This is a genomic window from Streptomyces sioyaensis, assembly GCF_004122735.1.
Lineage (GTDB): Bacteria > Actinomycetota > Actinomycetes > Streptomycetales > Streptomycetaceae > Streptomyces > Streptomyces sioyaensis.
This window is the reverse complement of sequence record NZ_SDIF01000002.1, coordinates 100,599-125,157: the sequence shown is the minus strand read 5'-3', so window position 1 is coordinate 125,157 and position 24,559 is coordinate 100,599. Positions and strand designations below refer to the sequence as shown.

At 69.3% G+C, this 24,559-nt stretch carries 23 protein-coding genes and 1 pseudogene; 15 read left to right on the top strand and 9 right to left on the bottom strand.

The annotated features are described in order from the left end of the window. Nucleotides 1-11 precede the first annotated feature (11 nt). Both EST54_RS01370 and EST54_RS01365 read right to left on the bottom strand, forming a co-directional pair. Nucleotides 12-1,214, bottom strand: coding sequence for a PP2C family protein-serine/threonine phosphatase (locus EST54_RS01370; protein WP_174857369.1), 1,203 nt, complete (start codon nucleotides 1,212-1,214; stop codon nucleotides 12-14). Then, nucleotides 1,211-2,899 (bottom strand): sensor histidine kinase, encoded by a 1,689-nt coding sequence (locus tag EST54_RS01365; protein WP_244942422.1) that lies wholly within the window; start codon nucleotides 2,897-2,899, stop codon nucleotides 1,211-1,213. Before EST54_RS01365 ends, EST54_RS01370 begins: the two co-directional genes overlap by 4 nt. A gap of 124 nt (nucleotides 2,900-3,023) precedes the next feature. Here EST54_RS01365 and EST54_RS01360 point away from each other — a divergent pair, with 124 nt between their 5' ends. From EST54_RS01360 to EST54_RS01350, 3 genes are all read left to right on the top strand, one after another. Continuing rightward, the gene (locus tag EST54_RS01360) at nucleotides 3,024-3,857 is read left to right on the top strand and encodes a response regulator (RefSeq protein WP_174857368.1); all 834 of its coding nucleotides are present in this window, start codon (nucleotides 3,024-3,026) and stop codon (nucleotides 3,855-3,857) included. A 166-nt stretch (nucleotides 3,858-4,023) separates the two neighbouring features. Beyond that, complete coding sequence (locus EST54_RS01355) at nucleotides 4,024-4,959, top strand: ABC transporter ATP-binding protein (RefSeq protein ID WP_129243991.1); 936 nt, start codon at nucleotides 4,024-4,026, stop codon at nucleotides 4,957-4,959. Then, nucleotides 4,956-5,774: a hypothetical protein gene (locus EST54_RS01350; RefSeq protein WP_129243988.1), complete on the top strand. Its 819-nt coding sequence runs from the start codon at nucleotides 4,956-4,958 to the stop codon at nucleotides 5,772-5,774. Before EST54_RS01355 ends, EST54_RS01350 begins: the two co-directional genes overlap by 4 nt. Nucleotides 5,775-6,145: 371 nt before the next feature. Here the strand turns inward: EST54_RS01350 and sufU are convergent, their stop codons facing one another. The 3 genes from sufU to EST54_RS01335 are packed head-to-tail and all read right to left on the bottom strand — an operon-like array spanning nucleotide 6,146 to nucleotide 8,522. Then, nucleotides 6,146-6,583, bottom strand: coding sequence for a Fe-S cluster assembly sulfur transfer protein SufU (gene sufU, locus EST54_RS01345; protein ID WP_129243985.1), 438 nt, complete (start codon nucleotides 6,581-6,583; stop codon nucleotides 6,146-6,148). Continuing rightward, nucleotides 6,574-7,893, bottom strand: a complete 1,320-nt coding sequence (locus EST54_RS01340; RefSeq protein ID WP_129243982.1) for a cysteine desulfurase — start codon at nucleotides 7,891-7,893, stop codon at nucleotides 6,574-6,576. The genes sufU and EST54_RS01340 overlap by 10 nt, the downstream gene beginning before the upstream one ends. Further along, nucleotides 7,890-8,522, bottom strand: a complete 633-nt coding sequence (locus EST54_RS01335; RefSeq protein WP_129243979.1) for a hypothetical protein — start codon at nucleotides 8,520-8,522, stop codon at nucleotides 7,890-7,892. Before EST54_RS01335 ends, EST54_RS01340 begins: the two co-directional genes overlap by 4 nt. Nucleotides 8,523-8,943: 421 nt before the next feature. Here EST54_RS01335 and EST54_RS01330 point away from each other — a divergent pair, with 421 nt between their 5' ends. From EST54_RS01330 to EST54_RS01300, 8 genes and pseudogenes are all read left to right on the top strand, one after another. Beyond that, the gene (locus EST54_RS01330) at nucleotides 8,944-9,576 is read left to right on the top strand and encodes an HD domain-containing protein (protein ID WP_338059674.1); all 633 of its coding nucleotides are present in this window, start codon (nucleotides 8,944-8,946) and stop codon (nucleotides 9,574-9,576) included. Between the two features lie 554 nt (nucleotides 9,577-10,130). Next, nucleotides 10,131-10,490, top strand: coding sequence for an ATP-binding protein (locus EST54_RS01325; RefSeq protein ID WP_161989238.1), 360 nt, complete (start codon nucleotides 10,131-10,133; stop codon nucleotides 10,488-10,490). A gap of 185 nt (nucleotides 10,491-10,675) precedes the next feature. Beyond that, nucleotides 10,676-11,269, top strand: coding sequence for a 3-hydroxyanthranilate 3,4-dioxygenase (nbaC, locus tag EST54_RS01320; protein WP_129243970.1), 594 nt, complete (start codon nucleotides 10,676-10,678; stop codon nucleotides 11,267-11,269). Next, a complete protein-coding gene (locus EST54_RS01315) occupies nucleotides 11,259-11,696 on the top strand; it encodes a RidA family protein (protein ID WP_129243967.1) in 438 nt (145 codons plus the stop codon). The genes nbaC and EST54_RS01315 overlap by 11 nt, the downstream gene beginning before the upstream one ends. A gap of 36 nt (nucleotides 11,697-11,732) precedes the next feature. Next, nucleotides 11,733-12,492: pseudogene (locus EST54_RS35175) on the top strand (4-hydroxyphenylacetate 3-hydroxylase N-terminal domain-containing protein); the annotation flags it as partial. Nucleotides 12,493-12,609: 117 nt separating this feature from the next. Continuing rightward, nucleotides 12,610-13,248 carry a 4-hydroxyphenylacetate 3-hydroxylase C-terminal domain-containing protein gene (locus EST54_RS34935; protein WP_239013574.1) on the top strand — a complete coding sequence of 213 codons (639 nt, stop codon included), beginning with the start codon at nucleotides 12,610-12,612 and terminating at the stop codon, nucleotides 13,246-13,248. After that, the gene (locus EST54_RS01305) at nucleotides 13,238-13,795 is read left to right on the top strand and encodes a flavin reductase family protein (RefSeq protein ID WP_203525491.1); all 558 of its coding nucleotides are present in this window, start codon (nucleotides 13,238-13,240) and stop codon (nucleotides 13,793-13,795) included. The genes EST54_RS34935 and EST54_RS01305 overlap by 11 nt, the downstream gene beginning before the upstream one ends. Nucleotides 13,796-13,832: 37 nt before the next feature. Continuing rightward, nucleotides 13,833-16,997: a BTAD domain-containing putative transcriptional regulator gene (locus EST54_RS01300; protein WP_161989237.1), complete on the top strand. Its 3,165-nt coding sequence runs from the start codon at nucleotides 13,833-13,835 to the stop codon at nucleotides 16,995-16,997. Here EST54_RS01300 and EST54_RS01295 read toward each other — a convergent pair. After that, entirely contained in the window at nucleotides 16,978-17,769 is a 792-nt protein-coding gene (locus tag EST54_RS01295; RefSeq protein WP_129243958.1) for a 2-keto-4-pentenoate hydratase, read from the bottom strand. The two genes, EST54_RS01300 and EST54_RS01295, sit on opposite strands and share 20 nt — an antisense overlap. Before the next feature lie 89 nt (nucleotides 17,770-17,858). Then, nucleotides 17,859-18,668, bottom strand: a complete 810-nt coding sequence (locus EST54_RS01290) for a 2-keto-4-pentenoate hydratase (RefSeq protein WP_129243955.1) — start codon at nucleotides 18,666-18,668, stop codon at nucleotides 17,859-17,861. Nucleotides 18,669-18,846: 178 nt separating this feature from the next. Between EST54_RS01290 and EST54_RS01285 the strand changes: the two genes are divergently transcribed. The 3 genes from EST54_RS01285 (at nucleotide 18,847) to EST54_RS01275 (ending at nucleotide 22,342) form a co-directional block, all read left to right on the top strand. Beyond that, nucleotides 18,847-19,926, top strand: a complete 1,080-nt coding sequence (locus EST54_RS01285) for a pseudouridine-5'-phosphate glycosidase (protein WP_129243953.1) — start codon at nucleotides 18,847-18,849, stop codon at nucleotides 19,924-19,926. Then, entirely contained in the window at nucleotides 19,926-21,542 is a 1,617-nt protein-coding gene (locus EST54_RS01280; RefSeq protein WP_129243950.1) for an MFS transporter, read from the top strand. Before EST54_RS01285 ends, EST54_RS01280 begins: the two co-directional genes overlap by 1 nt. A 167-nt stretch (nucleotides 21,543-21,709) precedes the next feature. Continuing rightward, the gene (locus EST54_RS01275; protein WP_129243947.1) at nucleotides 21,710-22,342 is read left to right on the top strand and encodes a chloramphenicol phosphotransferase CPT family protein; all 633 of its coding nucleotides are present in this window, start codon (nucleotides 21,710-21,712) and stop codon (nucleotides 22,340-22,342) included. A 127-nt stretch (nucleotides 22,343-22,469) separates the two neighbouring features. Here the strand turns inward: EST54_RS01275 and EST54_RS01270 are convergent, their stop codons facing one another. Further along, nucleotides 22,470-22,844 carry a hypothetical protein gene (locus EST54_RS01270; protein WP_239013575.1) on the bottom strand — a complete coding sequence of 125 codons (375 nt, stop codon included), beginning with the start codon at nucleotides 22,842-22,844 and terminating at the stop codon, nucleotides 22,470-22,472. A 471-nt stretch (nucleotides 22,845-23,315) separates the two neighbouring features. Between EST54_RS01270 and EST54_RS01265 the strand changes: the two genes are divergently transcribed. Continuing rightward, on the top strand, nucleotides 23,316-23,618 hold the full coding sequence (locus tag EST54_RS01265) for a hypothetical protein (RefSeq protein ID WP_129243944.1): 303 nt from the start codon (nucleotides 23,316-23,318) through the stop codon (nucleotides 23,616-23,618). Between the two features lie 50 nt (nucleotides 23,619-23,668). On the opposite strand, the gene EST54_RS01260 is transcribed toward EST54_RS01265, so the two are convergent. Continuing rightward, the gene (locus EST54_RS01260) at nucleotides 23,669-24,292 is read right to left on the bottom strand and encodes a sigma-70 family RNA polymerase sigma factor (RefSeq protein WP_129243941.1); all 624 of its coding nucleotides are present in this window, start codon (nucleotides 24,290-24,292) and stop codon (nucleotides 23,669-23,671) included. Between the last annotated feature and the right edge of the window lie 267 nt (nucleotides 24,293-24,559).

Below are 24,559 nucleotides of genomic sequence, written 5' to 3'. Positions count from 1 at the left end.
CTCGGCGGCGTTCAGTGGTTCCAGCTGAGGACGAGGACGGCCAGGTCGTCGGTGTGCCGTCCGGCGTCGAGGGAGCGGGCGGTGCCGGTGAGATGGTCGATCAGTGCCGGCGGCGGCAGATGCCGGCCGCCCTCGATGATGCGGAGCAGACCGTCCGTGCCCAGGCGTTGACTGCTGTCGGTGGTGTGGCCTTCGACTAAGCCGTCGGTGTACATGAGCAGCGCGGCGCGCGGCGGCAGGGTGCAGTGGGTGGGGTGCCAGGAGCCCTCCCTCGGGAGCATGCCCAGCGCGATGCCGTGCCGGGCCTTGATTGGCCGGGCGGCCTCGACGGGCGGGATCAGCAGCGGTTCGTCATGGCCGGCGAGGGTCACCGTGGCCCGGTGGTGGGTGGGATCGAGGGTGAGGATCGCGCAGGTCGCGAACATCACCGCGGAGCTGCGCTCGGCGACCAGCACCTGCTCCATGAGCCCCAGGAGCTCGGTGTCGCGGTGTCCGCCGAGAATGAGGGAGCGCCAGGTGATGCGCAGACAGACGCCGAGCGCCGCGGCATCCGGGCCGTGTCCGCTGACGTCCCCTATGACGGCGTGCAGCAGACCGTCCGGGGTCTGGACGATGTCCAGGAAGTCGCCGCCGAGCAGGGCGTTCTTGCGGCCGGGCAGATAGCAGGTGCTGGCGAGCACGTCCGTGGAGCGCAGCAGCGGGGCGGGCAGCAGGCCGCGCTCCAGACGGGCGTTCTCCTGGGCGCGCAGTTCGTTCTCCCGCAGCCGGGCGGTGGCGCGTGCGGTGTGCTTGCGGTGCAGGGCGTAGCGGATGGCGCGTTCGAGGAGTTCGGGGGTGACCCGAGCCTTGGGCAGGTAGTCCTGGGCGCCCGCGGCCACGGCTTCGAGGCCCGCGCGGGTCTCGTCGAGGCCGGTGAGGACGATGACGGCCGCGTCGGGGCACAGGCTCTGCATGCTCTGGACCGCGCTGGTGCCCGAGGCGTCCGGCAGATGAAGGTCGAGCAGGACGCAGTCGGGGGTCCGCCCGGACAGATAGGTGCGTGCCTCGCCCAAGGTCTGCACCCAGGTGAGAGTGACGGGAAGTTGGGTGTCGTTGAGGTACTCCTCGACGAGCAGGGCGTCGCCGGCATCGTCCTCGACCAGCAGGACGACACCGGATCCGTCCGCGGTCTGCGTCGGGATGGCGGGGAGCGGCCCGGCGGAAGGGGTGGTCATGAGGCGGTCACTTCTCCCTGGAGGGCGGGCTCGGTGGTCGCTGGCGCCGGGATCGCGGGAGCGTGGGCGGCCAGGGTGAAGGTGATGCGGGTGCCGGGAGCGTGGTCCTGGTCCTGGTCGTGGTCGTGGGCGTGGTCGACGGCGATGGTGCCGCCGTGGTATTCGACGACCTTCTTGCACAGGGCCAGGCCGATGCCCGTACCCGGGTAGCTCTCCCGGGTGTGGAGCCGCTGGAAGATGACGAAGATCTTCTCGCGGTAGGCGGGATCGATGCCGATGCCGTTGTCGTCGACCGAGAACTGCCAGTGCTCGTCGGTCCGGCGGGCCGAGAAATGGACGACCGGAGGCTTGTCGGGCGAGCGGAATTTGAGGGCGTTGCTCAGGAGGTTCTGCAGCAGCATCCCGAGCTGCGTGGTGTCGCCGGGGATCGTGGGCAGCGGATCGTGGGTGACCGTGGCGGCCGACTCCTCGATGGCGATGCTGAGGGACTCCAGCACCTGGCCGAGCAGCGCCTCCAGATCGACGTCCGTGTGCTCGGCGTGTACCCGCCCGACGCGGGAGAAGGCGAGCAGGTCGTTGATGAGCGCCTGCATGCGGTTGGCGCCGTCCACCGCGAAGGCGATGTACTGCTGTGCCCGGTCGTCGAGTTGTGCGGCGTTACGGCGCTGGAGCAGCTGGCAGAAGCTGGCCACCTTGCGCAGGGGTTCCTGCAGGTCGTGCGAGGCGACGTAGGCGAACTGTTCGAGTTCGTTGTTGGAGCGCTGCAGCTCGGTGGCCTGCGCGTCCAGCTGCGCACGGGTCTCGTCACGGAATGCCAGCTCGTCCACGAGGCGTTGCCGCATGCCGTCGATGTCGGAGGCGAGGGCGCGCAGATCGGCCGGCCCGGTCCCCCGCACCGGCCGTCGGAAGTCGCCCCGGGCCACGGCGCGGACATCCGCGGACAGCGTGCCCAGCGGGTCGGTCACGGCGCGCCGGAGGCCGACCACGGCGAGCACGAGCAGCACGAATCCCACGGCTGCGAGGGCCGAGAAGATCCCGTTCTGGAGTGCCCCCACATCGCGAAGTTCGGCCCGCGCCCGGGCCCGCTCGTGCTCCAGATGACGCTGCTGGGTGCCGAGTGCGGCGCGTACGGCGGCGAAGCTGCGCAGGCCCTCCCCCGCGCGCTGGGCGGCGAGGCGGACGGGGCTGCCGCTCGGTGCGGCGGCGACGGGCCGGGCGATCTGCCGCTGCCAGGCCTCGGTCCGGTCCAGCACGCGAGCCAGGTCCTGCGCGGCGGGCCCGTGACGTCCGAGGAGTGCGCGCAGTCGGCCGGTGGCGGCCTTCTCCTGGGAGAGCCCGTCGTGGTACGGGTCCAGGAACTGCCGCTGGCCGGTGAGCGCGTACCCGCGGATGCCGGTCTCCTGGTTGATCAGCGCGTTCTCCAGGCTGCCCGCGGCGATCAGGGCGGGGCCGGAGCGCTCGACGAGGCGGCCGGTGGCGTCCGCGGCGCGCGCGTGGACCCACACACCACTGCCGCCGAGGACCAGCAGCAGCACCGTCGCCACCGCCACGCTGACGTTCAGCGCCCGGCGCGTGGTCCACGGCACTCCCGCGCGGGTGCGTCGCCGCGGCGGATCGGCGGCGGCCGGGCCGGCGGGCTCGTCGGCGTCTTCGGGGCCTACGCCGTGCGGGAGTTGCTGACTCATCACGCCTGCTCTCTGCTCTACCGCCCCGGAGGACGCGACAATGTGTAGGCACAAGCAGCCATAGAGTACAGAGAGTTGACAACAACGGTTGTCGAGACCGTACGAGCCGCCGTAGGGTCGCGCCATGGCCCGCGAGCAGCCCCACGTCCCGCTTGAACCCGAACGGATGACAGAGCACGCCGAAAGAGCAGTGCACCAGCTCGCGGACGAACTCGCCAGACACGGCTTTCCCCCCGCTCCCGCAACGGAGCACGACGACGGGACGACGGATCCGGTGCCGGCCGCCGACGGCAATCGCGCCCTGGCCCGGCTGCACGCCCTCGCCTACCTGGACCGTGCCGTCAGCCGCTGCGCCCGGCAACTGGCGCAGGAAGCCGCCGGGAACGGCGCCAACTACCCGCAGATCGGGCAGGCATGGGGCATCAGCCGGCAGGGAGCCCGGCGTCGTTGGCCCGGTCTGGTCTTCGCCTCCCGCCCCGCTTCACGTCCCCTGCCCACCCCCGATCACGGGAGCGCCGCCATGAACGCGTTGACGACCGACCGCCCTCACCGCGTCCTGCTCGTGGAGGACGACCCCGCCGACGCGATGCTCATCGAGGACGCCCTCGCCGCACGGGACATGGCCCGTTCCCTCAGCCAGGCCGTCGACGGGGTGGCCGCGCTGGAGTACTTGCGCGATCCGGCCAACGAACGCCCGGACCTGATCGTTCTGGACCTCAACATGCCGCGCATGAACGGCAGGGAACTGCTCGCCGTGCTCAAGGACGACCCCGACCTCTGCAGCATCCCGGTCGTCGTGCTGACCACGTCCGCCGCCCCCGACGACATCGAGGACGCCTACCGGCAGCACGCCAATGCCTATGTGACCAAGCCCGTCAACCTCGACGACTTCGTCCGCGCCGTGCACAGCATCGACGCCTTCTTCCTCGACACCGCCGCGAAGATCACCCGGCCCTGAAGCGGACCACGGTCGGCAGCCCGAACCGCATACGCCTCAGGTCGCATCCCGGCTCGGTCTCCGGGTGCGGGTGGAGGGCCGTATTCCGGCCCTGGGAGTGACGCGGCGCGGAGGAGTGGCGCCCTAGCGTGAGGCGTCCGACAGAGCTTCCGTCCCGAGGAATCACATGATCGAAGTAACCGGGCTGTCCAAGCGCTACGGCGACAAGAGAGCCGTCGACAACCTCACCTTCACCGTCCGCCCCGGCCTCGTCACCGGTTTTCTCGGTCCCAACGGCGCCGGGAAGTCCACCACGCTGCGCATGATCGTCGGTCTCGACCGGCCGACCTCCGGTTCCGCGCGGGTGTGCGGCCGGCCCTACCACGAACTGCCCACGCCGCTGCACACCGTCGGCGCCCTGCTGGAGGCCAAGGCCGTCCACGACGGCCGTACCGCCCGGGAACACCTCCGCGGGCTCGCCGCCTCCCACCACATCCCGCGGCAGCGGGTCGACGAGGTGCTCGCCATGGTCGGTCTGACGGCCGCCGCCCGCAAGCGCGTCGGCGGATTCTCGCTCGGAATGGGCCAGCGTCTCGGCATCGCGGCCGCGCTGCTGGGAGACCCCGAGATCCTCATCCTCGACGAGCCGGTCAACGGACTCGACCCCGAAGGCATCCAGTGGGTGCGGGAGTTCATGCGCGGCATGGCCGACGACGGGCGCACGGTCCTGGTGTCGTCGCACCTCATGAGCGAGATGCAGGACACCGCGGACCACCTGATCGTGATCGGCCGCGGACGGCTGGCGGCCGACAGTTCCATGGCGGACTTCCTGGCCCGCAGTTCCCACAACGGCACGGTGGTCCGCACCCCGCACGCGCCGCAGCTCGTTCCGCTGCTGCAACGCGAGGGAGGCACCGCCGAAAGCCTCCCTGGCGACGCGTCCCCGGACGGCGCGCTGCTCGTACGGGGAGTGGACGCGCGGCGGATCGGGGAGCTCGCCGGGCAGCACGGGCTGTGGCTGTACGAGCTGGCACCGCAGCGGGTCTCGCTGCAGGAAGCGTTCATGGAACTGACCGCGGACGCCGTCGAATACCGGGTGACGCACAGCGGAAAGGCCGCATGACCATGGCGACGACAACGACACCTGCCGCCTCCGCCACTCCCCGCAGCCACGGCACGGCCGCGCGGCGGCCACGCTTCGTGCACGCGGTCACCTTCGAGTGGATCAAGGTCCGGTCGATCCGCTCCACCTGGTGGACCCTGTTCGCGGCCTCCTTCATCACCGTCGGCGTGGGGGTGCTCGGGGGCGGGCACGCGCACTCGGGCGAAAGCGCGGCACTGGTGCTGCGCGAGATCTTCGTGGGGCTCCCGCTGGGCCAGGTGGCCATCTGCCTCTTCGGCGTGCTGGCAGCCACCTCCGAGTACGGCACCGGTTCGATCCGCAGCACCTTCACCGCCGTACCGCACCGCCCCCGGCTGCTGGCGGCCAAGGCCCTGGTGGTCTTCGCCGTGTCGCTGGTGACCGGGCTGCTGATCTCCTTCGCCACCTACACCGCTGGGTCCCTGGCACTGGGGACGCAGGTGGCACACCCGGCGCTGTCGGACGGGGCCGTGCTGCGCGCCGTGCTCGGTGGCGGCTGCTACCTGGGCGTTCTCGGCGTCCTCGCGCTCGCCCTGGGCCTGGTGCTCCGGGCCTCCGCGGGCGGGATCACGACTGCCGTGAGCGTCACGTTCATCCTGCCCATCGTGTTCCGCATGATGGGTGACTCGGGCCAGCCGCTGCTCAAGTGGTGGCCCACCGAGGCGGGGCAGCAGATCCTCCTCCTCATCCCCTCCCCGGAGAACCTGGCCCCACTACCGGGATTCGGCTACTTCGCAACCCTGACCCTGGTGGCGCTCATCGGCGCGACGGTCCTGGTCAACCGGCGTGACGCCTGACAAAGGGGCCATCTGACAAAGGGGCCGCATGGCGAAGCGACCGCATGGCAGAGAACCCGCATGACAAAAGGGGCCGGTGGCCGTCACGTACGCGACGGCCACCGGCCCTCCGGCAGGCCGGCCCGAACCGGGCCGGCACCGGACATCAATGAGGACGTGTAGGAAGACGTGCAGGAAACAGCTGACGTGTAGGAAACAATGGCGCGGTCAGTGGCCCGGGCGGCTCCCGTGCTGCCGGGCACACCGGCCCCGGCGGCGAGGAACACCGTTTGCTGTGACCGCCCGAGCAAGCAGGGTCAGGGGGTCGTCGATTCCGAAGTCACCTCCTGGAGAGGTCCGTTGGTTCACGAGAGGGCCTGAGGTCCGTTGGTTCACGAGAGTGCCTGGCGCAGTGCGGCCCAGCAGAGCAAGGCGCATTTGATCCGTGCCGGGTGGTGTGACACATCGCGGAACGCCGCGGCGTCGCCCAGATGGGACGGCCACGCTCCGGACTCCGGTGCCCTCTCCCGCAGCAGTGCGGCGATCTCCGTGTGCAGTTCCTCGGCCTCCCGGGCGGTACGGCCGATGACCAGATCGGCCATCACCGACACGGACGCTTGGCTGATCGAGCAGCCCTGGACCTGGTACGAGACGTCCTCGATGGCCGCCTGCTCCCCTTCCCCCTTCCGGCGCACGCGCAGGGTCAGCTCGTCCCCGCAGGTGGGGTTGAACCGCTGGACCTCGGCGTCGTACGGCTCCCGGAGTCCGCTGTGGTGCGGGGCCCGGTAGTGGGCAAGGATGATCTCCTGGTGTTCTGCCGTCAGGCGCACGCCACGGTCCCCCCGCTCCGCTCCGGCCCCGGCGCCGTGGCACCGAAGAGCGCTTGTGCCTCCAGAATCCCCGCGGCCAGCGGCTCGATGTCCGCGAGCTCGTTGTAGAGGTAGAAGCTGGCGCGCACACTGGCCGGCACGCCCAGCCGGCGGTGGAGGGGCCAGGCGCAGTGGTGCCCGACCCGGACCGCCACGCCGTGGGCGTCCAGCACCTGACTGACATCGTGCGGATGTACCCCGTCGACGACGAAGGACACCGCGCTGCCACGGTCGGCGGTCGTGGTGGGACCGAGGATCCGTACGCCGTCGATCGCGGACAGGGTGCCGAGTGCGGCCTCGGTGAGCAGCCGCTCATGAGCGGTGATGCGCTCCATCCCGACCGAGGTCAGATACCGTACGGCCGCGGCCAGTCCGACCGCCTGGGACACCATGGGCACGCCGGCCTCGAACCGCTGGGGCGGCGCGGCGAAGGTCGACTCCGTCATCGTGACGACCTCGATCATCGAACCGCCGGTGAGAAAGGGCGGCATGACCTCCAGCAGCTCACGCCGTCCGTAGAGGACACCCACGCCGGAGGGGCCGAGCATCTTGTGGCCGCTGAAGACCGCGAAGTCCACTCCATGGGCGTGGAAATCGACCTCGGCGTGCGGAACCGACTGGCAGGCGTCCAGCAGGGTGAGTGCGCCGACCTCGGCGGCTCTGGCGACGATCGGCGGTACCGGGTTGATCGTGCCGAGCACATTGGACTGGTGGGCGAAGGCCACCAGCCGGGTGCGCGGCGTGATCACCTCGTCGAGCCGGGAGAGATCGAGCCGCCCTTCGTCGGTCACACCGAGCCAGCGCAGGGTGGCGCCGGTGCGCCGGCACAGTTCCTGCCAGGGCACCAGGTTGGCGTGGTGTTCCATCTCGGTCACCACGATCTCGTCGCCGGGGTCGAGGCGGAAGCGCGCGGCCGCGTCGCCGGAGGTTGCGGCGTTGCTCATGGCGTAGGCGACGAGGTTGATGCCTTCGGTGGCGTTCTTGGTGAAGACCACTTCCGCGGGATGTACGCCGATGAAGGCCGCGATCTGCCCACGGGCCTGTTCGTAGGCCTCGGTTGCCTCTTCGGCCAGCTGGTGCGCGCCGCGGTGCACCGCCGCGTTCGACGTCTCGGCGAAGGTCCGTTCGGCGTCGAGGACCTGCACGGGCTTCTGGGACGTCGCACCGGAATCCAGATAGACGAGACGCTCGCCGCCGCCGACCGTGCGGTGCAGGATCGGGAAGTCGGCACGGATCTGCCGGGGGTCCAGGGTGCGGGCCATCGCGCTCATATGGACCCGCCGGTGGTGGGGCCGGTGGTGGGGCCGGAGGCGAGGTCGGTGAGCACCTTGTGAGTGGTCTGCAGGCACAGGCCCCGCGCACACACGGTCACGGAGTCGCTGTCCGCCTCGTCCGCGCGGTCCAGGAACTTGGGATTGAAGCTCTCGATGCGCTTGGTACGGACGCCCTCGGCGTAGTCCTCGGGCGAGGTCCAGCAGAGGTCCTTGTACGAAGCGGTCTGCTCCGGGATGACCGTGGGATCGTGGAGTTCCAGGATCGCTCCGAACATCAGCAGCGGTTCATAGAGCGGTTCGGGGTTCTCGGGGTCCTCGGTGGGCCGGTCGGCGACGTAGCTGAAGCCGGCCCCGACCATGGAGAACCGGCAGGTGCCCAGCGGCTTCTCGCGGGAGGCCGCCTCCATGGCGCCCTCGCAGCCGAGCTTGCGGGCGAGCAGGTCTCCCGCCAGGAACGAGAGTGCCGAGGACGGGTCGGGGACCACGCCGCGCGCTGCGGCCTCGGGTAACCGGACCACGGTCCGCAGGTCGTCGGCCCGCAGCTCCGTCAGATGGACGGGCACGAGGTCGGTGGCCGATGCGGCGATGCTGTCGAAGTAACATCGCGCGAATTCCAGTGGCAGCATGCTGGTGGGCGTGCTGATGACATTGGGGTGGGTCGGGTTACTGTCCGCTCGCCGTGTACCTGTCAATACACTTCGGCCATTCTTCGTGTTCGCCATAACGGTCATCTGAAACACCGGCTGCCAGAGGGTTCCGGGCGCCAGACATTCCGTCAGGGTTGCCGGGCCACGTGACCGAAATCCGGTCAACTTTCCGTCGAGTTCAGACTCCGCGTAGAACTTTGCCATGGGATTTCCTCTTGTTGACGGCATGTTACGTGCAGGAGGAATCTATGACCAGTCAGGACACCGGTCAACGATTGCTTTAAGACAGCCGGGGCAGGTCAGAGGCGCAGCCCAGCACCGCGGGCGCCCCGTTGGCCTGGCCTGATCACACATGCTCCGATATCGCCGGTGTTAAAGTCCGCAGAAGTTCCGGGACACAATGGCGATACGAATGAGAGAACGGACATACAGCATGGACGGTAACCTTCGGGAAGTATTCGACTTCATTTCTTTCACCGCTCGGCTACGGGAAGTTGAGCGGCATAACAATGCCACGCCCAGCCGCAAGGAAAGCGTGGCTGAACACTCGTGGCATCTGGCCCTCATCAGCTGGATCCTGCACCGCGAGTTCGAACGGGAAAGCGGCCGGTCGCTCGACCTGGAAAAGATGCTCAAGATGTGCCTGATGCACGACCTCGTGGAAATCGAGGCGGGCGACCCGTCGGCCTGGAGCACCCGGAACGGCGATGACAAGGCCCGGGTGGAGGAGGAGGTCGCCCAACGCCGCTTCGCACCACTGCCCGACGGGCTCGGCACCGAGTTCCTGAACCTGTGGCACGAGTACGAGGAAGGGGTCACGCCCGAAGCCCGCATCGTACGAGGGGTCGACCGGCTCAACCCGGCGCTCATGCGCCTTCTGACCGGCCAGGGATGGCAGGACGTCGGCGCGGACGCGGAGGCCCTGGACCGGCTCCAGCTGCCGCGCGTCCAGGTGAGCGAAACCCTCACCGCCCTCTACCAGGAGGTCAGGGACGCGGCCGTGAGCCAAGACCTCTTCACGCCCGCGCCCTGACGCCGGCGCCCCGCCTGAACAGCGGGCGGGGCCCGACTCCCACCGCTGCAACAACCCGCCCGCCGATACACAGGCCGTGCCGTCCAGCGAGATCGTGGCAGGCCTGACCAAAAGCGGTGTTGCCACCGCGCACGAGGCGTACGAATCCCGGCCGGTGGCCGGGCTTCCAGCACCGCACTGTGTTCGCGCACGTACGAAGGGTGACGCATGGGGGGGGGCGACGGTCGCGGTGCGGTCGAAGACGAGCCGTCGCGGCCGGCGCGGTGGTCCTGCCGGCGCGGCACTGGGAGCGATCATGCTGGCTGCCCGCATGTCAGCGCGCGGTAAGGGGCGCATCAGCCCGCCGGTGAAGCATTGCTCGTATCCGCAGCTCAGGAGCACGAGTATGGGAGGCGGCGGAGATGAGTAACGGGGTGAACACAGCACTTCCCGTGGAGGAGTCGGCACTCGATGCCCTCCGCTGGGCGAGTGGCCCGGCACCGTCTTCGGTGCAGCGTCCTCCGGCCCGGCCATGGCGGAACGTGGACCACCCCGCGGAGAGGGGCCCCCGGGCCGTGCTGGCCGTGCCCTCGCGCGAGCCCTATGTGCGCACCTGCCGCGCCTTCGCCGCGAGCGTGCTCTGCCGCTGGGGCGTCCCTGAAGCAGCGCGGGACTCCGCCGTGCTGGTCATCGACGAACTCGCGGTCAATGCCGTCCAGCACGGCCACGCCGACACCACGGTCGTCATGAGCCGGCTCGGCGAGATCCTCTTGATCTCGGTCACCGACTCGGGGACCACGGTGCCCCATTCCCGGGGCGGTACGGACAGCGATGAGCACGGGCGCGGTATGGCGATCATCGAGTTCCTCACGGAGTGGACCGAGGTGCACCACACCACGGCAGGGCGCCAAGTGCGCGCGGGGCTGCGTCTCTAGCGGAGCCTGGCGCGCCCCCCGGTCGAGCCGTTCCACCGGCGGGCTCTGCGTCGTCAGCCACGTGTCAGTGCCACGTCAGCGCCTTCTCAGGCCGGTCCTGACGATAGGGGTATCAGGTCTTGCTCGCCCGTACACCGGTCACCGGTAGGCGCGGCGGACCGCTGGCCCCGGAGGAGAGGGTGAAGATGACGGTTGATCCGGTCAGTCTCAATTTGCGGCGCTGGATAAGCGACAATGCGGATCGCTTTCAGCCCCCCGTCGGCAACAGGGAGTTGTGGAAGGACGGCTCCCAGTTCATTTTCATGGTGTCCCGGGGGCCCAACTCTCGTAACGACTTCCACATCAGCCCGAGCGACGAGATTTTCTACCAGCTCACGGGTGACATCCAGGTCGACTATCGGGACGAGGACGGACGCTTCGAGAGCGTGACCGTCCACGAAGGCGATGTCTTTCTGATGCCTGCGATGGTGCCGCACTGCCCGCTGCGTCCCGCCGGGACCTGGGGAGCGGTTATCCAGCGGGTGCGTACCGAGCAGGAGCCCGATTGCATCCTCTGGTACTGCAAAAGCTGCGGTGTCCGGCTCAACGAGACATGGTTCGGGCTGGCGGACATCGAGGTCCAGGTCAAGGCCGCCATCGATCGGTTCAACGGCAGCGAGGAACTGCGGACCTGCGCGAACTGCGGCAGCGTACACGACGTTGCCGGGCCGTTCGTGATGCCGCAGGGTGCCGCGGCAATCGGCGGTCGACGGAATGGAGCGTGCGGTCATGGCGCATAGTCAGGGACGTCAGGGCGTCGTCGCGGACCAGGCGGCGCCGCGTGGCAGGTATCCGCACGTCCGGCGGGTCGGCGACTTCGTCTTCGTCTCGGGTATCAGTTCACGACGTGCGGACAACACTCATATCGGCGCGGAGGCCGATGAGTTCGGCACGGTGCGGCTGGATATCCGCGCACAGACCCGCGCAGTGATCGAGAACATCGAACGGATACTGGCCACCACCGGCGCGGGTCTCACCGACATCGTCGATGTCACCAGTTTCCTGGTCAGCATGAATGACTTCGCCGGATACAACGAGACCTATGCGGAGTTCTTCACCTTCGACGGCCCCACGCGTACCACCGTGGCCGTCCATCAACTTCCGCACCCGCACCTCCTGATCGAGATGAAGGTCATCGCCTTCAGCCCGGCCGAGGGCTCGCGGTAGCACAACTGGCTCATCAACCGAAGGAGGATCGACCACATGGGTGCGCGCACTGCACAGGAGTACCTTGCGGGCCTCAACGACGGCAGAGAGGTCTGGATCGGCGGGGAATCCGTACAAGACGTCACTTCCCATCCTGCCCTGCGCCGCGGAGCGAGTTCGATCGGCGCCTGGCTCGACCGGCAGCACGAAGCGGAGCTGCGGGACGTTCTCACCTTTCCCTCACCCGAGTCCGGTGATCGCGTCGCAACGTCCTTTCTGCGCCCCGTGACCCAGGAAGACCTGGGCAAGCGTTCCGCCGCCTTTCTGGAAGCCGCACGCTGGAGCGGGGGAATGCTGGGGCGTACCCCCGACTATCTCAACTCCTCGTTCATGGCGCTGGCTTCCGCCTCGGAGTTCTTCACCGCGGTCAACCCCGAGTTCGGCCGGAATATCCAGGCGTACTTCCGCCACCTGCGGGAGAACGACGTCGTGCTCACCCACACCCTGGTCAATCCGTCGGTCAACCGACGGCTCACCGATCAGGGAATCCCCAGCGCACAGGTGGCCTTGCAGATCGTCCGGCACACCGACCGCGGCATCGTGGTGCGTGGGGCGCGGCTCCTTGCCACGCTCGGTCCGCTGGCCGACGAGCTGGTGGTGTTCCCCTCCACCTCGCTCAAGGACGACCCGTCGTCGACCCGTTACGCCTTCGCCTTCGCCGTGCCCTGTGCCACCAGCGGCCTGCGCTTTCTGTGCCGGGACAGCTACGACACGGGCCGGTCGGTCCTTCGACGCCCCGCTCTCCGCCCGGTTCGAGGAGATGGACGCCGTCGTCGTATTCGACGATGTCGAGGTTCCCTGGGAGCGGATTTTCCTGCTGGAGGACCCGTCCTCGTGCAACTCGGTGCATTCGGCGACGAATTCACTGATCCACATGATGCACCAGGTCGTCTGCAAGAACATCGCGAAAGCCGAGTTCATGGTCGGGCTGCTGTGCGCGATGACCGGCGCCAACCAGCGTGACCGCGCCCCGCAGACACAGGCGCAGATCGCCGAGGCGATGTGTGTGGTGGAAATGATGAAAGCCTGCCTGACCACGAGCGAGGTCAACGCCAGGGCCGACCAGTGGGGCACGATGACGCCCGACCGGATGCCGCTGGACGCCGCCCGCAACGTCTTCCCGCAGCAGTACCAGCGGTTGGTCGAACTGGTCCAGCTCCTCGGCTCCAGTTCGCTGATGGCCACCCCCGCCGAGGCCGACCTGACCTCGGCGATCGCCGGTGACATCGACACCTACTTCGCGTTGGAGAACCTCGAATCACCGCAGCGCATCGGGCTGTTCCGGCTTGCCCAGGATGCCGCCGTATCGGGCTTCGGCGCACGACAGGCTCTCTACGAGCGCTTCTTCTTCGGCGCACCGGAACGGGTGGCGGGCATGCTGTTCCAGGCGTACGACAAGGAACCCCTCACCAAGAGGATCTTCGACTTCCTCGGCCGTCCGGACGGCCTCGCCGGCCGCACCGACGGTTCGGGGCAGCGGGGCACGGCATCGGAGGCCGATGATGGACGCTGACTCCTTCCGCCGGGCGCTGGGCAGCTTCCCCAGCGGCGTGACGATCGTGACCACCTCCGATGCGGACGGCGAGGCGTGGGGCATCACGGTCAGCGCCTTCTGTTCCGTGTCCCTGTCGCCGCCGCTGGTGCTGTTCTGCCCGGCGGTGTCCGCACGCTCCCACGAGGTGTTGCGGCGGGCCGAGCGGTACGCGATCAACGTACTGCGGCCCGAGCACCGCACGCTCGCCCTGCGGTGTGCGAAGGCCGGCGCCGACAAGTTCGCCCGGGCCGGATTCCGTACCGAGGGCGGAGTTCCCGTCCTGCCCAGCGCGCTGGCCAGCCTGGTCTGCCGGGCATCCGCCCGGTACGACGCCGGTGACCACAGCATCCTCGTCGGCGAGGTCGAGAGCGTCCAGGTGAACGACGGGCCGCCCCTGGTGTACTTCGACCGCGAGTTCCGCGAGCTGTCACCCGCGCCGCTCCTCGCGCCACCCGGCCTGGTGGACCGCTACCGCGACCGGCCACTGTGCGAGGCGGACGGCGCCGACGGAAGCCATGCCGCGTGACAAAGTGGCCGCTGACCGGGGGTGTTACCCTTCTCACATGCGAGTTCAGCTGCTCGGACGGCTGGAAGTCCGCGAGGCGGAACAGCTGGTTCCTCTTGAGGGGCCCCGGCAGCGGACCTTGCTGGCCCTGCTCGCACTGCACAGCGGAATGGTGGTTTCCACCGACCGCATCCTCGCCGAGGTCTGGGGTGAGGACGTGCCCGCACACCCGGCGAACACGATCCAGGCTCAGATCTCGCGGCTCCGGGCGTTGCTGGGCAGCAAGCGGATCGCCACCGCAAGCGGCGGCTACACGCTGGACGTGGACCGCGAAGACGTCGACGTCTACCGGTTCGAGGCCCTGGTGGCGGCCGGACGCACGGCGCAGAGGGCCGGTGAGCCGGAGGCCGCTGCCGCCACCCTGTCCGAGGCGCTCGCCCTGTGGCGCGGGCCCGCCCTCGCCGATGTCCTGGACATGGACTTCGCCCGGACCGAAGCCGGTCGCCTCGACGAGTTGCGTCTCATCGCCCTGGAGAGCCGCATCGAGGCAGACCTCGCCGTGGGCCGCCATGCCGAGGTCGTCCCGGAGCTGTCCGCACTCACCGAGGCACACCCGCTCCGGGAGCACTTCTTCGCCCTGCTCATGACCAGCCTGTACCGCGCCGGCCGCCAGGCCGAAGCCCTGCGGGTGTTCCACAAGGCCCGCGCCCAGCTCGTCGACGAGCTGGGGGTCGAACCGAGTGAGGAGCTGCAGCGGCTGGAGCAGCGGATCCTGATCCACGACGCGGGCCTGCTCGGACCCGCTTCCGCACCGGTCCCCCAGGCAGCGCCCGCGGCCTCGCGCGCCACGGGCAATCTGCGCACCCCCTTGACCAGCTTCGTCGGACGTCATGACCTGCTCGGCCAGGTGCGGCAGTTCGTCCGTTCATGGCGGCTGGTCACGTTGACCGGGGCCGGCGGGACCGGGAAGACCCGCCTTGCCCTGGAGGCGGCCGGCGCCGCCGACCTGCCGCTGCCCGACGGCGTATGGGTGGTGGAACTGGCGCCGGTCTCCGAACCGGACCGGGTCGCCGGCGCGGTCCTGCAGGCTCTCGACGTCAGGTCGCCACCGTCTCCCTCCATGCAGGCGGCGCCCGCTCCGGGTACCGTACGGCCCGCCGTCGAGCGGCTGCGGCAGTACCTCCAGGAAAAGCAGCTGCTGCTGGTGCTGGACAACTGCGAACACCTAGTCGAGGCCGTCGCCGAGCTGGCGGAAGCGCTGCTGCGGGACTGCGGGCGGCTGCGCATCGTCACCACCAGCAGGGAGCCGCTGGGGGTGCCCGGAGAGATGCAGCTGCCCGTACCGCCCATGCGCTACCCGGGTGCCGCCGAACAGGACCCCGAGGCCATCGCCGGCCACGAAGCGGTACAGCTCTTCGTGGAGCGCGCCCGTGCCGTCAGTCCCGGCTTCTGTCTGTCCGAAGGGAACGCCGTACAGGCCGGGGAGATCTGCCGTCGGCTGGACGGTATTCCGCTGGCCATCGAACTCGCGGCAGCCCGCACCAAGTCGATGTCGCCCACGGAGATCACCCGCGGCCTGACCGACCGCTTCAGTCTGCTGACGGGAGGCTCCCGCACCGCGACAGCGCGCCACCGTACCCTGGCGGCGATGGTCGACTGGAGCTATGAGCTGCTGTCCGCGGCGGAGCGAGCGGTCTTCGACCGGCTGTCGGTGTTCTCCGGCGGTTTCTCCGTGGACGCGGCAGCGGCCGTCTGCGCCGACCTGCCGGAGATGGACGCGGCGGCCGTGCGGGACTGCCTCGACCGCCTGGTCAACAAGTCCCTGGTCACCGTCGAGGTGGGAACGGGCGACCGCGCGCGTTACGAGATGCTGGAGACGATCCGGGAGTACGGCACCGCACGGCTGCACGCCACCGACGACTACGGAAAGGTACGCGACCGGCACGCCGCGTACTTCCTCGCGGTCGGTGAAGAGGGCGGCAGACAGGTACGAGGGCCCGACCAGCCCGTATGGCTGGCCACCCTGCAACAGGAGACGGGCAATCTCGATACCGCCCTGGACTGGCTGCTCGGACGAGGGGAAGCCGAGCCGGCGCAGCGGATGGCAGGCGCGCTCGCCTGGTACTGGTGGATCCGCGCCGAGCACCAGAGCGGCACCCGGCGACTCCTCGCCGCGCTGGAACTGGACGGCCGCGAAACCTCGCCCACCGTCCATGCGCTCGCGCTCGCCTGGGCGTCCCACCTCGCGCAGAACGCACACGACCTCGACGCCGCCGTACGTCTCGGCCGCAAGGCGCTGGACGTCGGGACCGCCGCCGGCAGCTCCGACTCCGATCTCGCCCTCGCCTCGGCCTTTCTGGCGCACGCGCTGATGCGCCAAGGGGAGCACGCCGAAGCCGCCCCTCATATCGCCCGTGCCTTCGACGGGCTGGACGAGGCCACCGACCATTGGGTACTGGCGAGTTCCTACCTCGTTGCCGGACTCGGTGCTTTCTGGCAGGGCGATGTCGAACGCGCCACCGATCTGTTCACCCACGCCCTGACGCATTACCGCCGCAGCGGCGACCAGTGGGGAGTCCTGCGCGCTCTGTTCCGCCTCGGTGCGGTCAGCGAATGCCGCGGCCGCTACCGCGAGGCGACGGCGCTCGCCGACGAGGGGCTCGGCCTGGCCCGGCGGCTCGGGCTGGCCGAGATGGTCGCGGCACGGCTGGCCGACCTTGGGCGGCTGGCCATCCTCCGCGGCGATCGGGACACCGCCCGTGACCTGTTGCACGAGTCGTTGAACACCGCTGCCTGGATCGGCGCCGAAGAGCCCGCTGCCGGTGCCCGCAACAGTCTTGGCATCCTCGTGCGTGCCGACAAGGACCTGGAACGGGCCAGTGCCCTGCACACCAGCGCGCTGGAGTCCTATGAACGCATGGCCCTGTCCAGGGAAGCGGGGATGTCCCGTGTCTGCCTGGGCCTGGTGCTGGTCGACCTCGGCAAGACGGCGGAGGCACGGGAGTGCTTCGAGCGCGCCCTCGCCGCCGGCGAGTCGGTGCACGACCCCTGGATGCTGGCCATGGGCCTCGAAGCCCTGGCCCGGGCGGTCTGCCGGACCGACCGGCAGCGCGCCGCCGGACTGCTGGCCCGGGCACGGCAGATCCGCGACGAGACGGGAATGCCCACTCCGACCTGGCTGGCCGACGACGTGGACCGCACCGCTAAGGCCGTGCAGAGTTAGCCGCTACCGTCACCGACGCCGAACCGAGTGACTCGATCACCGCACGCACCTGCGCTCCCGGGCGCAGCGGAACCGCCGCGGTGGCACCGCCGGCGAGTACCACCCACCCCGCCCGCAGCGGCATCCCGGCCCGCCCGGTCAGCCGTGCCGCGGCCGCCAGCGAACGCCACGGGTCCCCGAGGATCGACGCGGTGGCCCCGACCTCGGCGGTCCGGCCGTCCACCTCCAGGAGCACGCCGAGGCAGTCCAGCGACGGCGGCACGGCCCGCCAGGCGCCGAGGACGAATCCGGCGGCGGACGCGTTGTCGGCCACCACATCCGCCAGGGTGAAGCGGAAGTCCGCATAGCGGGAGTCGATGATCTCCAAGGCGGGGGCGACCGCGGTCACCGCCGACGTGATCGTCTCCGGCGGTGCGCCAGGAGGTATGTCCCGTCCGATCAGGAACGCGAGCTCGGGTTCGATCCGCGGATGGATGTAGTGGTCCGGTGCGATCCGGTCGCCCTCCGGGACCAGCATGGCGCTGGTCAGGCGGCCCCAGATGACCTCGTCCACGCCCATCTGCGCCATCTTCTGGCGACTGGTGAAGCCCATCTTCACGCCCACCAGACGTTCGCCGCGGTCCAGCCGCCGGGCGATGGCCAGTTCCTGTACCGCGTAGGCGTCCGCGACGCTCAGCGGAGCTGCTTGTGAGGGCTGCGAGGTGACCTCACCCCGCCGGGCCGCCTCGTCGAGCCGCGCGGCCAGCCTTTCCTCGGGAGTCAATCCACTCATGGCGACCTCTCACGCGTCGAACTGCCGGAGCATCTTGAACATCAGGTCGGTGCCGATATTTCCGGGCCCGAGAACGGCGACCGGTACGGTCATGAGTGATTTCCCTTCGCGCACACCGCTCGTACCGAACCGAGCCCGGAGACACGCGCTTCGTAGACGGTTCCGGGCGCAACGCGGACCATGGGGCCGAGGGCACCGGAGAGGACCACATCGCCGGCGGCGAGCGGGTGGTCGGTCGTGGCCAGTCGGCGGGCGAGCCAGGTCACCGCGTTCACCGGGTGTCCCAGGCACGCCGCGCCGGCTCCGACAGACAGGGGTTCGCCGCCGGCCAGCAGGACCGCTCCGCTCTCCCGCAGATCCAGTCCGTCCAGGCGCCGTGGGGTCCCGCCGAGAAAAAACAGGCCACTGGAGGCGTTGTCGGCGACCGTGTCGACGATATCGATGTCCCAGGCGGCAATCCGTGAGTCGACCACTTCGATCGCCGTCACCACGTAGGCGGTCGCACGCATCACGTCGGCCGTCGTCGTCCATGCATCGGCGAGGCCGGTTTCCAGGACGAAGGCGACCTCCACCTCGATGCGCGGGTCGATCAGCCTCGTGAGATCGATTTCCTCGGCGTCGCCCACCGCCATATCGCCGAACAGCACCCCGAAATCCGGCTGATCGACACCGAGCTGCTGCTGCACTGCCGGTGAGGTCAGTCCGATCTTGCGCCCGACGAGTCGTCGTCCCTCGGACAGTGCGCGTCGCGTGTTCACTTCCTGAACCTCATACGCGGCCCCGACATCTCCAGCGTCCAGCAAGGTGCGGACCGGTGCACAGGGGAGATTGCTCCTGCGCGCATTCCAGAGCCGTTGCGCCGCTTCCGCGATGCCGTCGCTTTCCGTACTCGGAAGCATGCTGAGGGCTCCTTTCGGCATTTCCTTGGCTTGCCCGGATTCACGGTTCGGACGCCGGACAGCCACACCCTGCTCCCCGGTTCTGCTGCCGGCCTGACACGGCGCTGATGCAGCGGCCCGACCGCCCGCCCGGCGGCGTCAGCCCACCGTCAGGTGCACCTCAGCCAGGGGCCCGAGCATGGTCGCCACTCTCGACGCGCACAAAGGCCACGGACGGATTCCGACAACTGGTCGCGGGGCCTCGCGTCAAGAAGGAGGAAAGGTGCACCAGTTGCTACGCCTGAGTGATGAGGTCGAACAGGCCCTGCGGGAAGGGCGGCCGGTGGTGGCATGCGAGACCACCGTCATCAACCACGGGCCACCGTACCCGGGAAATCTTGAATTGGCGTGCGCCATCGACCAGGCGGTGCGCGACGGGGGCGCCGTACCCGCCACGATCGGAATTGCCGACGGGCACTTCGTCGTCGGGATGAGCGACGGCGAACTTGACCGGTTCGCCGGCACCAAGCACATTCCCAAGGCCAGTACACGGGACGTCGGAATGATCCTGGCCTCCGGCGGCCTCGGGGCCACCACCGTGGCCTCTTCCTTGTTCATCGCCGACCACGCCGGTATTCCGGTGCTCTCGACCGGAGGCATCGGAGGAGTGCACCGCAACACCTCGGTCACCTTTGACATCTCCGCCGATCTCATGGAATTGACACGTCGTCAGGTCGCCGTGGTGTGTTCGGGTGCCAAGAGCATTCTCGACGTGGGACTCACGCTGGAATATCTGGAGACGCTGGGGGTGCCGGTCATCGGCTATCGGTGTGCGGACTTCCCGGCGTATTACTGCACCTCCAGCGGGTTCCCCAATCCGCAGCGGACCGATGAGCTCGCGACGTTGGCCGCGGCCATCGACGTGCACTGGAAGGCCGGGGCGACCGGATCGGTGGTCGTCACCTCGCCCATCGAAGCCGAGGACGCGCTGGACAGCGACCGCGTCGAGCAGGCGGTCCAAGGCGCCGTGCAGGAAGCCGAACGCGACGGTGTGCACGGCGCAGCGATCACCCCGTACCTGCTGAAGGCCGTATCCGCGGCGACCGAGGGACGGAGTGCGGCGGCAAGCCGCGCGGTGCTGATCAGCACGGCGAAGCTGGCCGGACAGGTGGCCCGCGCCCTTGCGGACCGCCAGGAAGCCGAGCGCGGCCTGGGCCGTGCTCTTGGACCGGGACGGCAGGCCGGCCAGGCCGCCGACGTGTGGAAGCGAGTGACATGATGACCAGCTCCAGAACCAAGGCCGTTGGGGACCGGCGCGGGTACGCCCCCGCCTCCCGTACGGCAACGCTGCTCACGAGCTGCCTGGCGGTGTGTCTCGCCCAGATCGCGCTGGCCATGCCCGCGACCCTGAACGGGCTTTTCCAGGGGAGCCTGCATCCGGTCGGCTCCCAACTCACCTGGATCTCCGACGCGTTCTTGTTGCCCGTGACGGTACTGGAGCTGACCTTCGGCGTACTGGGCGACCTCTTCGGCCGCAAGCGGCTGCTGGTCGGCGGCGCGGGACTGCTGGCCGTCGGCGAGGTGGTGGCGGCTACGGCCGTGGGTGTCCCCCAGTTGTGGGCAGGCCAGCTCCTCGGCGGCCTCGGCGCCGCGGCGTTGTTCCCCACCACGCTCGCCATGGTGGCGGCCGGCACCCACACGCCGCGCGACCGGGCGCGGGGCATCGCGGTCTGGACCGCCTCGCTCTCCACCGGCGGGTTCATCGCCCCCGTTCTCGGCGGCATCTCCGGGACGTACGGTTCATGGAAGCTTTCCTTTGTGATCGTCGCCGCACTGGCCTTGGTCACCGCGCTGGTCTGCTGGCTGGTCGCCGAAGACTCCAGCTCGCCGGAGGGCCGCTCACTGGACTGGGGCGGCCAGATCACCATCCTCATCGGCCTGTTCGCCCTGCTCTACGCGGTGATCCAGGGGCCGACCGACGGCTGGGGTTCCCGTCCGGTGATCGGTGCCTTCGTCGTTGCCGCGGTGTTCCTCGTACTGTTCGTCTTCGCGGAGCACCGGGCCCGCACGCCTCTGTTGCGCCTTGACCTGTTCCGCAACCGCGCCTTCACCATCGTCTCGATCATCACCGTCGTCGGGATGTTCAGCTTCCTCGGCACCGCCTATGCGACCAGCATCCGCATCGGGGTGATCCAGCACCAGAGCCCGCTGCGGACCTCGGTGGCCTTTGTCCTGCTCGGCGGGTTCTCGCTGGTACTCACTCCGCTCATCTCACGGCTGCTGGAGCGGGCAAACCCCCGCTGGCTGCTCTCCGGCGGCCTGCTGCTGATGGCCGCGGGCGACTTCTGGATGGCGAGCCTGCACGTACGGGAGACCTCGCTCGGCGCATACCTCGCCCCCCTGGGCCTGGCGGGCATCGGCTATGCGTTCAGCATCGCGTCGCTCACCGCAGTCGCCGTGAACACGGTGCCGATCCGCTACGCCGGTATGGCCAGCGCATCGACCAGCCTGCTCCGGGACTTCGGTTTCACCCTCGGCCCGGCGCTCATCGGTGCGGTCGCCCTCGGCCATGCCGCCTCGGCGTTCCGGTCCCACCTGTCCGCCTCCTCGCTCGACCCGGCGGTGAAATCCACTGCCACAGAGGTGGCCCGGGCCGGCGGCCCCCTGGCGGTGAACTCGGTTCCGCCGGACTCTGCACCAGGTCAGGCGATAGCCCTTGCCCGGGACGCGCTCGGCCGGGGCTACTCGCTCGGGTACGTGGTCTGCGGGACGGCGGCGTTGGTGTCGTGCCTGCTGGCCGTGTCGGCCTTGCGGGGTGGCTGGAAAGACACCCCGCACACCGGGGAATCCCTGGCAGCGGGCACCCCAGCGGCTGCGGCCCCGGAACCGCGGTAGCAGGTCGACCGGGCGCACCGACAAGGTACGTCCGCTCCACCGCAACCTGCCCTACCCGGCAGGGAGTTGAGGACTTCGGCCCCGTACGCTGGTGCCGTCGAAGCTCAAGTGACCTCTCAAATGATCTCTCAAGTGATCTGGAGTCCGCGCATGATGCGAGAGCAGTCATGAGGGAAAGAACCGCGGCCGGTGTGGTGGAGGGCTCTGCCGGTCCGGAGGTGGTGCCCGGGCCGCCGGCCGGCGGCCTCATCATCTTCTTGAACGGCACGTCGAGTTCCGGCAAGTCCAGCATCGCAAAGGAACTTCTCGCGGTGCTCGGTGAGCCGTACTTTCACCTGCCCGTGGACGCCTTCCATGCCATGCGATCAGGACCGGAGCTTCCCCCGGACGACCTTGCCCTCGTACTCAAACGCACCTGGATGGGGTTCCATCGTGCGGTCGCCGGCATGGCTGCGGCGGGCAACAACGTCGTCGTGGACCACCTCTTCAGTGAGCCGTGGCGCCTTCACGACTGCCTCGGTCTGTTCTCCCCCCAGGACGTCGTCCTCGTCGGAGTCCGCTGCCCACTGCCGGAGCTGGAACGACGGGAGCTGGCCCGCGGCGACCGTCCGCCGGGGCTGGCCGCCCGCCAATTCGACCGGGTCCATGCCCATGGCGTCTACGACATCGAGTGCGACACCGGCAGTACGAGTGCGCGTGACTGCGCTCGGCAGATCAAGGAGTTCCTCGGCCGGCGGCCGACCCCCACCGCATTTGAACAGATGAGAGCGAGGCTTCCCGAGCTGCCTGCGGAGGGGTGAGACCAGCGTGGTGCAGGTCCGCTGACCCCCAACTTCAGGCAGGAAAACCGGGATCGACCGCAGGCAGCCGCAACCCGGACGGCTCTCCACTTCCCGGGGCGCACTCCCGGCTCCCCGCCCGCTTCCCCTACAACAGGCCGGCGATGCTGGGCGGTGCGAAGACGTGGCGCGCGCGGTGTTCCAGCACGAGGACGACCGGCATCTGCCGCGTCATGTCGGACTTGCACCTGTCGCAGCCCTGGTCCATGGCCGGGACTTCCGATGTGTGATGGGTGGCGATGTGCCGGGCGAGGTGGATCTGCGAGGACACGATGGTGTCGAAGGGGTCACAGTCCACCCCCGGTTCGCTCGCCGCCCGCGCGGCATCCACCACTTCGGGAGCCTGTTTCATCGCCTTGTAGAGATCGGTGCACTCTTGGCAGCTCCACATCCACGACGGAGGCAGTGGCCACTTCTCAGCGGGGTCAGTGGGGTCCGCGGGGTCCGAGTCCCTGGCATCCATGCGAAGCAGCGTAGCGACACCCGGGCGGTGCCGACAGGAGACCGGTCGAATCCCTCCCGGCATCAGCGTTCTTGTGACTGTCATTCCTGGGCGCGGGGCCGTCAGGTGGTGCCGAATCCGAGTCCGAGTCCCCTGAACCAGCTTTCCTTTCCACCGTCCTTTCACCACCTTCCACCGTTCCGGACGATGCGCTCTGGCTCGTCGTCCGCTCGTCGTCCGCATGTTCCGCGGGCCGTCATTCACTCCAGCGCCTGCGTCAGATCGGCCTCCGCCGGCAACCGGCCCGGGTGGGCGGGACGGTTGTCGCCGGCGGAGGCCGATGGCGTGTGGTGGAGCCCCCATGGTTCGTGGGTGCCCTGACCACCGGTTCGTCGCCCTCTACAATCCCTGAGGCGACCTGCCGCGGCTCCGGGAAAAGGCCCGGCTCACACCGGTCCGCCCCACCCCACCCGCGAAGGAACACACCCCACTGTGAAGAAGAGTGCGATAGCCGGCGGCTCCCTCCTCGGCCTCCTCGTCGTCGCCGGCGCCTATCAGGGGTTCGCCGTCAGCAGTGACCCGTTGACGCTCGCCGAATACCGGATGATCAAGGCCGGCAGCAGCGAGAAACTCCTCCGCAATTACGCCAATACCTGCCAGCAGGACAGCGAATCCGAACCGGGCGGTCGCTACCCCGTCACCTGGACGTGCTACGGCGCCGACGGGAGCAGCAATGCGGTGTTCTTCTACTCCGAGGGAGTGCTGTTCAGCAAGGCGGAGACCGGGCTCACCTAGGGTCGGTGGGGTGGGTGGCCGCCCTCGGTGTGCCTGCGTGGCCGGCGCATTCATCGCGCCATCGCCGGGCGCGGGACTCGTGCGCACGTCTCGGCGGACCTGAGCCATCCGGCGAGGTCGGCGCGGGCCCGGGACACCCGGGAGCGCACGGTGCCGATCGGGCAGCCGACGACGGCCGCGGCGTCCGCGTAGGGCAGGCCGACCAGCTGGGTGAGGACGAAGGCCTCGCGGCGCTCGCGGTCGAGGGTGTCGAGGAGTTCGCCCAGGGCCAGGCCGTCGTCGAATCCGGGTAGTCCGCTCGGCTGGCGGTGTTCGGCCACCGCCTGCCAGTCGTTGATGTCGGCGATCCGCGGACGGGCCGCGGCGGAGCGGTAGCGGTCGACCACCACCCGGCGGGCGATGGACAACAGCCAGGTACGTGCGCAGGAACGGCCGGCGAACTTCGGCAGACCGGTGAGGGCACGCAGAAAGGTCTCCTGAGCCAGATCGTCGGCCGCGTTCGTGTCCCCGCTCAAGTGGGCCACGAAGCGCCATATGTCCCGGTGGGTGGCGTGGACGAAGCGCTCGACGGCGTCGGGGTCTCCGTCCCTGGCAGCCAGGGCCAGGCCGGTCACCTGCTCATCGTGCGCGGCGGTCCGCTTGTAGGGGGACGGCCCGGTCGGAGCAGCAATCATGCGAGAACATCCTTCGGAGGCAGCGGGACCGCACCAGGGCATGGCAGAGCAGCGCCCGGGGTCCCGGTCGGGAGTGCGGAGCCCTCCGGTTTCGCGCGAGGTCTACGGCGACGAGCGAAGCGCTGAGGGCGAGGCGCGAGGCGCGAGGGTCGATGCGGTTGGGGTCGCGTCGTCCACGAGCACGCCCTTGGGCGGGCCGGAGGGCTTAAGGACAGCGGCCGGCATGTCGCGAGCGGGTGACAGGCCGGGAAAGCCTGCCGTGCGGGT